Origin of the sequence: Streptomyces populi (genome assembly GCF_002911015.1) — a bacterium.
Classification (GTDB): domain Bacteria; phylum Actinomycetota; class Actinomycetes; order Streptomycetales; family Streptomycetaceae; genus Streptomyces; species Streptomyces populi.
In genome coordinates, this window is record NZ_KZ627021.1 from 1 (window position 1) to 11,129 (window position 11,129).

Annotated in this window: 9 protein-coding genes and 2 pseudogenes; 6 read left to right on the forward strand and 5 right to left on the reverse strand. The window is 68.0% G+C overall.

Translation table 11 applies throughout. The features are described from left to right. The first annotated feature begins 215 nt into the window (after positions 1-215). A complete protein-coding gene (locus CW362_RS43630; protein WP_162684402.1) occupies positions 216-521 on the forward strand; it encodes a trypco2 family protein in 306 nt (101 codons plus the stop codon). After that, entirely contained in the window at positions 518-2,287 is a 1,770-nt protein-coding gene (locus CW362_RS40925) for a S1 family peptidase (protein WP_103554665.1), read from the forward strand. Before CW362_RS43630 ends, CW362_RS40925 begins: the two co-directional genes overlap by 4 nt. A gap of 205 nt (positions 2,288-2,492) precedes the next feature. Here the strand turns inward: CW362_RS40925 and CW362_RS40930 are convergent, their stop codons facing one another. Continuing rightward, entirely contained in the window at positions 2,493-3,752 is a 1,260-nt protein-coding gene (locus tag CW362_RS40930; protein WP_103554671.1) for an IS701 family transposase, read from the reverse strand. A gap of 240 nt (positions 3,753-3,992) precedes the next feature. Between CW362_RS40930 and CW362_RS40935 the strand changes: the two genes are divergently transcribed. The 3 genes and pseudogenes from CW362_RS40935 to CW362_RS40945 all read left to right on the forward strand — a co-directional run. Next, positions 3,993-4,571, forward strand: a complete 579-nt coding sequence (locus CW362_RS40935; protein ID WP_103554666.1) for a chloramphenicol phosphotransferase CPT family protein — start codon at positions 3,993-3,995, stop codon at positions 4,569-4,571. 131 nt (positions 4,572-4,702) lie between these two features. Then, on the forward strand, positions 4,703-5,941 hold the full coding sequence (locus CW362_RS40940; RefSeq protein ID WP_103554667.1) for an IS256 family transposase: 1,239 nt from the start codon (positions 4,703-4,705) through the stop codon (positions 5,939-5,941). A gap of 54 nt (positions 5,942-5,995) precedes the next feature. After that, positions 5,996-6,316, forward strand: a pseudogene (locus CW362_RS40945) (transposase); the annotation flags it as partial. Positions 6,317-6,356: 40 nt separating this feature from the next. Here the strand turns inward: CW362_RS40945 and CW362_RS40950 are convergent. From CW362_RS40950 to CW362_RS40960, 3 genes are all read right to left on the reverse strand, one after another. Beyond that, positions 6,357-6,878: a hypothetical protein gene (locus CW362_RS40950; protein WP_103554669.1), complete on the reverse strand. Its 522-nt coding sequence runs from the start codon at positions 6,876-6,878 to the stop codon at positions 6,357-6,359. A gap of 414 nt (positions 6,879-7,292) precedes the next feature. Further along, positions 7,293-7,688, reverse strand: coding sequence for a peptidoglycan-binding domain-containing protein (locus CW362_RS40955; protein ID WP_103554672.1), 396 nt, complete (start codon positions 7,686-7,688; stop codon positions 7,293-7,295). A gap of 908 nt (positions 7,689-8,596) precedes the next feature. After that, positions 8,597-9,178 (reverse strand): hypothetical protein, encoded by a 582-nt coding sequence (locus CW362_RS40960; RefSeq protein WP_162684403.1) that lies wholly within the window; start codon positions 9,176-9,178, stop codon positions 8,597-8,599. An 809-nt stretch (positions 9,179-9,987) separates the two neighbouring features. On the opposite strand from CW362_RS40960, the gene CW362_RS40965 reads away from it, so the two are divergent. After that, positions 9,988-10,998, forward strand: coding sequence for a Tn3 family transposase (locus CW362_RS40965; RefSeq protein ID WP_240658323.1), 1,011 nt, complete (start codon positions 9,988-9,990; stop codon positions 10,996-10,998). Here the strand turns inward: CW362_RS40965 and CW362_RS45120 are convergent. Continuing rightward, positions 10,985-11,129: pseudogene (locus CW362_RS45120) on the reverse strand (type III effector protein); the annotation flags it as partial. The gene CW362_RS40965 and the pseudogene CW362_RS45120 overlap by 14 nt on opposite strands.

Consider the following 11,129-nt stretch of genomic DNA (forward strand, 5'->3'; position numbering starts at 1 on the left):
TCTCAAAGGCTTCCGCGGCATCGCCACCAGGTATGACAAGACCGCCACCTCCTACGAAGCAGCGGTCAGTCTCGCGTCATTCCTGCTCTGGGCAAGATCCGTTTGAAGACGGACCCTAGGACTGGCATTCTCCCTGCTGCGAGCTTCCCACGCGATACGGGCCGGGCGTGGTGTGATCGAGTTCCACTGGTGCACCGTCACAAAGGAGACAATCGATGGGAGACCGCATTCCACTGTCAGATGTGCTCGACCAGATTCGGGCCGAACTGGTCGATGCTGCAGCACAGAGCGCGGACCAGGACTTGCAGTTCCCGGTCGGTGCGGTCCAGATCGAGCTTCAAGTCGGTGTGAGCCGGAGTGCTGATGGCAAGGCGGGCCTGAAATTGTATGTCTTCGAACTGGCAGCAGGGGCAGCCGTATCTCATCAGGCTGTGCAGAAAGTGATCGTGAACTTGGAACCCCCGGTCGACCGTGAAGGCCGTCGGATCCGGGTGGCTCACGAGCTCGACGAGCGGCCGTGAGCACGTCGGGAACATCCCTGCTGGCGGGTGCCGCACCGGCCCGGGCGGTTTTGACCATCGCTCAAAGCCTGTCGGGCGGCGGGACATGGTTGGCTGGGTCAGGATTCCTGGTTAGACCGGATTACGTGCTGACCACCGCGCACAACGTCGGGAACGGTGCCGTGACCATCCGCACCACCGGGGGTACGGAACACCAAGCCTCTCTTGTGTACGACGGCCGTTCCGATGCTCTCGATCTCGCCATCCTACGCGTGCGCGATGTCATCGACGCGCCAGGCGCGGTGGGTTTTGCTCAGGTGAACCGGACCGTCCCGGTGGTTATCGACCACTGCTGGGCTGTGGGATTCCCGCGTTTCATGCAGCGCCGAAGCGCCCTCGGACACCGCTTGCGTGACACCGTACAGGTCACTGGCGTCATCGCACCGGTCTCAGGCGTTGTGTCCGGACTGTTGCGACTGCAGGTCACCGACACACCTTCAGGTGTACACGAGGGGTCGCAGTGGCAGGGAATGTCAGGTGCTGTCGTCTTTGCCTCCGACCGTCACTACGGTGACCTCGCTGTCGGCATTGTGGTCGAGCATGGGCTTGACGAAGGCCCTAGCGCTCTCACCGTTCTGCCGTTTTCTGCGATCGACGGCCTTGAGCAGGGGCAGCAAACCACAGTGTGGGAACTGCTCGGCGCCTCGGCAGACACACTGCCCGTCTTGCCCCGTGCGCAGGACCAGCAGGACACCGGGACGCTGCTTGGGGCTTCCGCTCTTCTCGACGTCCTGGCCTTCCGTCGTGCCTACTTTCATGGTGACCAGCGCCTGCTCGAAGACGCATGGGATATCGCCGAGAGCGCTCAATCTATGACGAAGTGGCTGGCGGGTCTACATAAAGGGCGGGCCATGAGCGTGGCCTTCTCTCTGAGCGAGAGCGTCCGAGAATTCCAGGGCGCCCTCGCGACTTTTGAGCGCGCGGCGCCCAGTTCCCTGCGCCGCGCTGTACACCGACTCGTCGTCCTCAGCAAGGACTATGCAGAGGACTTCGGGCAGCAGCCCGGCTACTCCGCGCTCCCGCAGATCGGACGGAGAGAGCCTCCGACGGGCGACCCGACACCCTTTGCTGATCCCGCAGACGACAGTTTCGCGGTGTTCCACAGACTGGTCATATACCTCGCCCAGTCCTGCGTGCGACTGGTCGAGGTTCGTGAAGCTGCCCTCAAGCTCATCACTGAGATCACCGACATTCATCCGGCTTTGCGCCCACAGGGCGAGGACACGGCCCATGACGTCCGTAACGGCATCGAACAGCTCCAGCATGTCCGGTGCACTTTCGAACGTACGGCTGACCTTATGGGCCAAGCCGTCGCGCACTCCGACCGTGCAACGACCCGGAGAACCATGCTCAGGGACCTAGCAAAACATGAAACCGGCGACACCGCGCAACTGCTGTCAGCCCTTGCCACAGTGCCTTTGCCCGCCGCCTTGATGCTCAGCTGGATCCGCTGGCAAGCCGGAAGCACCACGATCCGTGTCAGATTCGCGGACGGAGCCGTTGGCAACATCGACGTCAAGGAGTGTTGGCAGCGAAACCACGGCGAACTCCTGCAGCCCCACGAAGTCGAGCGGTTTGAGCTCGACCGTGCCAACAACACAATCAACGTCTGGCTGCGCCATCCCCATATGAGAAAAGGGAGTTACCAATTCGACGGCGAACAGCTGCGCACGCTCCTGGAGGACCCTCAGGTCCACGACCCAGCCACCAGGGATGAGGGGCGCTGAAGCCCTCAAGGAGTTCCATCAACAATGTGCAACCAGTGCCTGCGGACCAGGGTCCGTCTTCAAAGACCGGTTGCGTCCTTGGAAGTGGTGTACCGGTCTCACCTGATCCGGGTGTTTGTCCCGGCGTCGGGGTGAGGGTCCGGATATGAGAACGGCCACCGGCTGATCTTCGAGATGTCTAGTACTCCAGCCGTAGATGTGATCTTCATGGTTGAAGGGCGGCCTGGCGTCGGTAGTGGCTGCGTTGGGCGCGGGCTTGGTGGCGTCGGCGCCAGGTGGACCAGCGCAGTCGATGGGCGAGGTCGCGGGTCGGCCGTGCGGTCAGGGCGGTGAACAGGCGCTGGATCTCGTTGCAGGTCAGCGGGATCAGCCCGTTCGGGCTGGTCCCGTCGTCGGCCAGGGTCTGGTCGCGGCGTTCGAGGGCGGCTGTGACCGCGAGGAAGGCGTGGGCGAGCAGGGCCAGGGTGACCCAGCGGTGCCAGGAGTCCCAGCGGCGGACCTGGTGCTCGTCCAGCCCGGCCAGGGTTTTCGAGCTCTGGAACGTCTCCTCGACCGTCCAGCGGCTTCCGGTGACCTTGACGAGGGTGGACAGCGGCACCGGGCGGGGCGCATAGCAGCGGTAGTAGGCGAGTTCGCCGGTGCGGCGGTTGCGGCGAAGCAACAAGTGCTGATGGCCGGCCGGGCCGGGGGCGGTGATGGCGATCTGGGCCCAGTCGTACCAGCGGTGGCCCTTCGCACCGCGTCCGGCGGACAGCTTCTGCCAGGCCCGCTTGGGGATCTTCTTGGCCAGGCGGTCGGCGCGCTGACCGCCGGCTGGGGTGGGGACGCGGTGGGTGCTGGAGACTGCGAGCACGTAGCCGAGCTGGCGCCGCTCCAGGGCGGCGCGCAGGTGTGGGTTGTCGCCATAGACCTCGTCGCCGGCTGCCCATGCGGCCGCAACTCCCGCGTCCAGAGTGCGCTCGATCATCTGTCGGGCGAGCTGCGGCTTGGTGGCGAAGCCGACGTCGTCGGGGACGGCGGCCTGGCGGCAGCGGTCCGGGTCGCTCGTCCAGGACTTGGGCAGATAAAGCGCGCGATCGATGGCGGCGTGTCCGTGGCGGGAGGTGTAGGTGAGGTAGACGGCGACCTGGGCGTTCTCGATTCGCCCGGCGGTGCCGGTGTACTGGCGCTGAACGCCGACGGTGCGGGTGCCCTTCTTTAGGTCGCCGGTCTCGTCCATCACCAGCACGGCCTGGTCGTCGGCCAAGTGCTCCAGCACGAACGCGCGCAGGTCGTCCCGGACGAGGTCGGCGTCCCATTTGGCGCGGCCGAGCAGGTGCTGCAGGCCGTCGGGGGTAGCGTCCCCGGTGTGCTCGGCGATCGTCCAGCAGTTCTTGCGCGGCAGGTCCGCCAGCAACCCGAGCAGCAACTGCCGGGCTCGAAGCCGGGGTTCGACTCGGCCGAATTGTCCCGCGATTCGCTCCATCAGGCTCTCGAACACCGCCTGCCAGTGGGCAGGCACTACGCTGTGACCTGCGGCCACCGCTTCATCGTCAGTCCACACACCTCACGATGATCACCGGTGGCCGCGGCCGTCTCCGCACCAGGTCCCACCGACTCGATCACACTCCATGTTTGGATCGGGGTCTCCTGCGAATCCCGCTGGTCGCCGAAGTCCGCTGGAGATCTCCTGAGCGCGGCGCCGGCAACGTGTGATCATGCCGATATGGCATCTGGTCGGATCATTTTCCTCAACGGCACCTCCAGCTCGGGGAAATCGAGCATCGCCAGGGAGCTTCTGGGCGTCCTGGACGATGGTGTCTTCTTCCACATGGCGGTCGACGGCTTCAACGCGATGCGCAGTAAGCGGGAGCTCGGGGCGGAGGAGCTCGATACTGCGCTGCGGCGAACCAGGATGGGCTTCCATCGTTCGATCGCGGCCATGGCGGAGGCGGGCAATGACATCGTGGTCGACCATGTGCTGAGCGAGCCGTGGCGGCTGCTCGACTGCCTGACGGTGCTGCGGCCTGAAGACGTGCTGTTCGTCGGTGTCCACTGCCCCTTGGACGAGCTGGCCCGCCGCGAGCTGGCCCGGGGCGACCGCCCGCAGGGCCTCGCGGCGCACCAGTACGGCCTGGTCCACGGCCACGGTGACTACGACCTGGAGTGCGACACCAGCGCGGCAAGCCCACGTGAATGCGCGCAGCGGATCAAGGAGTTTCTCCCGCACCGCCCCAGCCCCACTGCCTTCACCCGCCTCCGCCGACGCCACCTGACTGACGGCCGGGAACCGCTGACGGCGTGAGGCATGCCTACTCGGCCGTGCTGGTCTCCTCGTGGCCGACACCTGAGCCCCGCTGATCCGTATGGGCAAGGGCCTGTGAATGAAGATCCACATCTACGGCTGGAGTACTAGGCTCGAAGGAGATCAGCACGATGACCGCATCAGACAGTCTGCCCCTGCACGCCCTCGCCGAGGACAACCTCGTCTCGGCGAGTCCCGATCTGCTGCGCGCGACGGTCAAGACGTTCGCCGACGCGCTCATGTCCGCGGAGGCCGACGTCCTCTGCAACGCCGAATACGGGCAGGTCAGCGACGAACGCGTCAACCACCGCAACGGCTATCGCCCACGCGAGTGGGACACCCGCGCCGGCACCGTCGAACTCGCCGTCCCCAAGCTCCGGACCGGCAGCTACTTCCCGCATTGGCTCCTCGAACGACGCCGCCGGGCCGAGCAGGCCCTCATCTCGGTGGTCGCCACCGCCTACCTGCTCGGCGTCAGCACGCGCAGGGTCGAGAAACTCGCCGCCTCCCTCGGCGTCACCCAGCTGTCGAAGTCCCAGGTCAGCGCGATGGCCAAGCATCTGGACGAGCAGGTCACCGCGTTCCGCAACCGGCCCCTGGACGCCGGGCCGTATGCGTTCGTCCGGGTCGATGCACTCACACAGAAGGTCCGCGAGGGCGGCCGGATCATCAACGTCCACGCCCTGATCGCGGTCGGCGTCAACGCCGACGGCCACCGCGAGATCCTCGGGATCGACGTCGCCACGGCCGAGGACGGCGCCGGCTGGCTCGCTTTCCTGCGCTCCCTGACCGCCCGCGGTCTGTCCGGCGTCCAGCTGGTCGTCTCCGACGCCCACACCGGCCTGGTGAACGCGATCGGCGCGGTCCTGCCCGGTGCTTCCTGGCAGCGATGCCGCACGCATTACGCCCGGAATCTGCTCAGCCAGGTCCCGAAGTCGGCCCAGCCCTGGGTGTCCACGCTGCTGCGGACCGTCTTCGAACAGCCCGACACGACAGCCGTCCAGGCCCAGATGCGGCACGTGCTGGACGCACTGGAGGCCAAGTTCCCCAAGGCGGCAGCCCACTTGGATGCCGCCCAGCACGACCTGCTGGCGTTCACCGCCTTCCCGCGGGAGATCTGGCGGCAGATCTGGTCCAACAACCCCCAGGAACGGCTGAACAAGGAGATCCGCCGCCGCACCGACGTGGTCGGCATCTTCCCCGACCGCACCGCCCTGATCCGCCTCGTCGGCGCGGTCCTGGCCGAGCAGAACGACGAATGGACCGAAGCCCGGCGTTACATGGGGTTGGGCCTGCTGGCCAAAGCCCGGATCCACTCGATCGAGTCAGAAACCGACGAGACCGACCTGCCCACCGAACTCACCGCATAGCGTCACAACGAGATCACCGAGTGGCCGTCGATACACCACTCCAGCGGACGTGACCGGCCCCGCAAGAAGCCGGTCAGTGTTGCGGCCGACAAGGCCTACAGCAACAGCCCCTGCCGCCAGTACCTGCGGCGGCGGGGCATCCGCCACACCATTCCGGAGAAGGTCGACAGCCAAGTCGTCCGCCTACGCAAAGGATCACGTGGCGGACGGCCACCGGGCTTCGACGAGGACCGGTACAAGAAGCGCAATACGGTCGAACGGGCCGTCAACAAGCTGAAGAACTTCCGGGCCGTGGCCACCCGCTACGACAAGCGAGGGTATGTGTTCCTCGGTACGGTCACCGCCGCCGCCCTGGTCATCTGGCTCCGTTCATGACCACCCACGCCAACGAGTGTCCGCGCGGGGCGGTGTGTGCTCAGAAGATTGCCCAGGCTTCCCTCGGCAGATGGTGATAGACGTCGTTCATGGCAGCGGCGGGTAGGAAGACAGGGCGCGTGACCAACTGATCGCCGGCCCGCTGCACGCACAGCACTAACCCGAGAGTCAGCGATCCAGCCTCCGCTCCGGGCATATAGAAGAGCTCCGTGAAGGGTTCCCGGTTCTCGGCACGGTCGAACAGCCACTGCTCCAACTCGGAGGGAACCCGGCCCACCAGTGCTGTCCCGTCGGTGCGAACCTGCGGGCCCCGCAGCGCATCAATCGAAATGCCACACAAGCACTCATTGGCTGCGAAGTAGAGCTTCACGCCCGTCTCGGAGTAGGTGTGGCACGCGATTTTCCAATGCGGGTCGTGCTGGCGAACGCTCGCACGGACGCCGCCGAGCGCAGCTGATGCCTCGTCCGAACTCATTCCGAACCGCAGTGGGCCCACGCTCACGAAGGGGGCGAAGGACCACTCCTGTCGTTCGCTGTCCGGCAAGACGTCCCACAAGCTCATGGGGCGCAGCCTACGACGAGCCGGCCTATCAAGATCCGGCGCCTCGTGGCTCTGCTCAGCGCGCGGTCATGTGATCGGCCGGACAGCTCCTAGTCCTGATGCGGGTGGTGTCGAGGGCGGCTCGGGTGGTGTCGATGAGGGCCGGGCTGGGCACGTCCGGCCTCGAGTCGCTCACGCCTGGCCGCCGTCCGGCTCGATGCCCGGCGCAGGGTTGCGGTCAGACGTGACGGCCTGCGGGGGCGTCGTGTGGGATCAGCTGTCCGGCGGTGGCGGGCTGTTTTCGGTCCCGGCGGGCGTCCGCGGAGGCCGGTCTGCGTCCCGCGTGCGGCGGTGGCCATGCCGTACGGGGCCGGTCCTTCGGCGGACCGGCCCCGTGCGGCGCGCAGTGGGCGGGGCAGCCCGTTCGGTTCCTGGTCAGCCGGTGTAGGTGGCCGCCAGCACGCCCCATGTGCTCGGACCCACGATCCCGTCGGCGTCGAGGCGGTACTGGTGCTGGAAGAGGCGCACGTAGTAGTCGGTCCGGGCACCGAACTGTCCGTCGACGAAACCGGATTTCTCTGACTCGGTCACGACGTACCTGACCAGCACTACCTGGATGGCTTTGACGCAGACCCCCGAGTCGCCGCGGGCAAAGTTCCGGGCCGGGATCTCATTGCCGTTCGGGGCGGTGCGGCTGCCCACCTGGGCGATGCAGGTGTCGAAGTTGTACTCGGTCGCGTCGGCCGGCGGAGTGGCCGCCAGCAGCGCGGCCGAGGCGAGGGTCAGGGCGGCGGTGGCCTTCAGCGAGCGGGACGGACGGCGTATGGACATGTGATCCCCCATGCACGGTGGTAGAGGTGAAGCGAATTCAATTCATGATCATGTAAAGGGTGCGACCGCTCCGGGCCGGCCTTCTCCGGGCTGTTCGTGAATCCCCTCCGCCGCGGTTGCCGGCTCTGCGGTCCGGGCCGCGGGAGGCTCGATGTCGCTTTGAGTGCGTTGCCGTACTGCAGGTGATGCGCGGCGTGTTCGAGTGGCATCGGCTGTACGCCAGAGTCGGCGGCGATCGTGCCTGCGCCCTGGTCGTCGACCCGGCCGTCCGGCCGTCCGGTACGTCGGCACCGGCCTGGGTCACGGGGCTGGGGTTCACCGGGGTGACGTCCGGCGGTCGGCGGCTGCCCCGCCCCGGGGGAGAACGTCCACCCCATCCAGGGGTGATCGCTGACCGTCGGGGTGGGGACTGCGGTGGTGTTCCGGGCGAGGGTGGTGGGGCCGATGTGCTGCCGGCGGTTGTCGGTGCCGTGGCGGCCGGGGAGGAGGGTGTCCGGGGCGGTGAGCGGGTCGGCGAGGGCATTGACGATGGTCTCGGTCGTCTCCGGTGTCTTGTACGCGCGCCGTCCCCTGGCCGCGGGCCGGCAGGGGGCGGAAGGCCGTTCGAAGACGGCACACCTGCGGTCCTGCTGGTCCCCGCGCGGCCGGGTGGCCGCGGGGGCCTGCCCGGGCCGGCGCTGCGGCGGGCGGGAGAAGGGCAGGGGCGGTGTCTCGAAGGGCGGGGTGCCGGCCGGTTTCGGGGCTCTTGGCGAGGAGGGGGCGGGGCGCAGGGTGCGGTTCCCGCGCTATGCGCCCCGCCCGGCGGGATGGCCGGGGCGGTCGTCCCGGGTGCGGCGGCCTCACCGCGGGGCTGCCGCCCGGCCCCTGCCCGGGAAGGGTGCAGGTGGGGCAGCGTGCGGTGCGCGGGCTCAGTACCAGCGCTGGTTGGGGTCGCCGTTGCCGGCGTCGTTGTCGTTGGCGTAGATGCTGCCGTCGCCGGCGTCGTCGAGGATGCGCCCGGTCTGGCGGTTCTTCAGCGCCCAGCCGGTCTTGGTCGCGACCTCGTACCAGCGCTGCCAGTGGTTGGTCTGGTCGCGGCGGGGGTTGCACGGCTCGGTGTAGACCTGCCGGTTGAAGCCCACCAGGCACTGGCCGTCGTTCGACAGCAGGTTCCAGCTGCCGTCGCTGTTCTGGTACTCGGACCACAGGTGGTAGTTGCTCACCCCCGCCCACTTGTCGTCCCACACCCGGCCGCCGTGGGCGGACAGGAAGAAGTCGTTCTTGTGGTTGCGCCACGTCACCGTGCCGCCGTTTGCTGCCGACGCCTGCTCCGCCGACCCCAGCAGCATTGCCGGAACCGCCAGCACCGCAGCCAGCACCACCCCGCCCGTCCGCCTGCCCATGATCATCCTTCCGTGACGCGGCCGGGCGGCCGCTTGCGCACCGCCGGCAGCAAGATCGGTCGTGGCGGCGGCCGTGCCGCCCTTGCCGATCGTGGACTTGAAGCTCATCAAGCTTGCCCCGTCTGTGAGTTGTGGGCGTGCGAATGTGGCACAACCGTGTGGTTGAACAGTGAAGTGATGGGCCCCGGAGAACGGCCGCGCGGCGGGTCTCACCGCACCGCATGAGCCGCTTCCGGTGGCTGCCTTCACTTACTTTGGGCGGCTCCGCTACCCGGACCCTGCTCCCTCGCTCTTTGTCCGCTACTCACCGACCGCGCATGCTGAACAGCCGCTGCGAGGCCATGTGACCGTCGCTGTCCGGCCCGAGGCGTGGAAGGCGTTGATCGCCTTCGCCGGGTGATGCCGCGGGAGCCCTTGCGGTCGTGTTGTCCCCGCGCCTGCGGGGGTGGTTCGGCCGCTGGCATGCTCGACCTCACCGCCGGCTGCTGAACTTGAACGGGTGATGTCGGGGCCGTTTGCCTGACGGCGGCTGGTCGGTTCCGGTGTGCCGGCGACGTAGCCGGCGAGGGTGAAGGGCGTTGCGGGCGTCTCCGGGCTGGTGCGGTTCTGCACGGGTATCGGTGCTCGGCGTGGGGGTGTGGGCCGTCGTGGAACTGCGGGCGGAGGCGCCGCGGGTGGTGGCTGGGGCCGGGGTGGCCGTTGTCGGGGAGGGTCTTGGTGTCGGGGAGGTGTCGGAGGCGGTCGGCGGTGTCCTTGCTGGGGGTGGTTGTGGCGTCGTGCGTGCGGCCGGGTCGCGGGGCATCGGTCCATGACGTGCGGCCCCGCCGGTCTGCGGTGACGGTGGGACTTCGGTGCGTGGCCCGGGGCTCCAGAGGTGGGCCTGGGAGTGGGAGGCGCCCGCGGAGCGTTCGTCCTTCATGACCGAGTGGCACCAGCGCTACCGCGGCCCCGGCGTGATGATCTACTGGCACGTCGAGAAGAAGTCACTCTGCGTCTACAGCCAGCTCAAATCCTGCTCGGCCTCCGAGGTCGCCGCGATGATCGAGGGCGTGCTGCGGCACTGCACGGACGTGGAGATCGACCGGCAGTACACCGACACGCACGGTGCCTCCGTCGTCGGGTTCGCCTTCGCCCACATGCTCGGCTTCAGCCTGCTCCCCAGGCTGAAGAACGTCGGCTCCGCGCGGCTGTACCGGCCGACGGCCGGAGAGGACGAGAAGGGGCCGAACCTGGCGCCGGTGCTGTCGACCAAGACGATCGACTGGGACCTGATCCGCCAGCAGTACGACCAGATCGTGAAGTACACCACCGCCCTGCGCCTGGGCACCGCCGAGGCCGAGCAGGTGCTGCGCCGCTTCACCCGCGGTGGTCCCAAGCACCCCGCCTACCGGGTGATCGGGGAACTCGGGCGGGCGGCACGTACGGCGTTCATCTGCGACTACCTCGCCGACGCCGGCCTGCGCCGCGAGATCAACGACGGGCTCCAGGTCGTGGAGAACTGGAACAGCGCCAACCACGACCTGCTCTACGGCAAGGACGGCGACCTGACCGGCTCCGACAAGGAGTCTCAGGAGGTCTCCATGCTTGCCCTGCACCTGCTCCGGTCCGCGCTGGTGCACGTCAACACCCTGCTCCTCCAGGACATCCTGAGCGAGGAGAGGTGGCAGAAGCGGCTCACCGATGCCGACCGGCGGGCCCTGTCCCCGCTGTTCTGGACCCACGTGAACCCCTACGGCCGGTTCGAGCTGGACATGAACTCCCACCTCGACCTCGCCGCCGCAGTGGCCGCGCTGCCGGGCCCCCGCACCGCGCCCGAGGCGGAATCCGCACGGTCCGCGATGGCCGGTACGGCCGGTCAGCAACCTGAAGACCACAGGCCCGGCGTCGTCGGCGGGCGGCTGGCGTTGACTCGTACTACGGGGCTGTGAGGGTGTCGAGCCGGGCGGCGAGGTCGGGGTGGGCGGCGGCCAGGTGGGGGCGGGCGGCGGCCAGGGGGGCGATGAGGTCGGCGGGGTCGTCGTGGGCGAGGGCCGCGTGGAGCTCGCTGAGCGGGCGGCGG

Coding starts and splice junctions, on each gene's coding strand:
- CW362_RS43630 (WP_162684402.1), top strand. CDS start 216: ATGGGAGACCGCATTCCACTGTCAGATGTGCTCGACCAGATTCGGGCC.
- CW362_RS40955 (WP_103554672.1), bottom strand. CDS start 7,688: ATGTCCATACGCCGTCCGTCCCGCTCGCTGAAGGCCACCGCCGCCCTG.
- CW362_RS40940 (WP_103554667.1), top strand. CDS start 4,703: ATGACCGCATCAGACAGTCTGCCCCTGCACGCCCTCGCCGAGGACAAC.
- CW362_RS40950 (WP_103554669.1), bottom strand. CDS start 6,878: ATGAGCTTGTGGGACGTCTTGCCGGACAGCGAACGACAGGAGTGGTCC.
- CW362_RS40960 (WP_162684403.1), bottom strand. CDS start 9,178: ATGAGCTTCAAGTCCACGATCGGCAAGGGCGGCACGGCCGCCGCCACG.
- CW362_RS40935 (WP_103554666.1), top strand. CDS start 3,993: ATGGCATCTGGTCGGATCATTTTCCTCAACGGCACCTCCAGCTCGGGG.
- CW362_RS40930 (WP_103554671.1), bottom strand. CDS start 3,752: ATGGAGCGAATCGCGGGACAATTCGGCCGAGTCGAACCCCGGCTTCGA.
- CW362_RS40965 (WP_240658323.1), top strand. CDS start 9,988: ATGACCGAGTGGCACCAGCGCTACCGCGGCCCCGGCGTGATGATCTAC.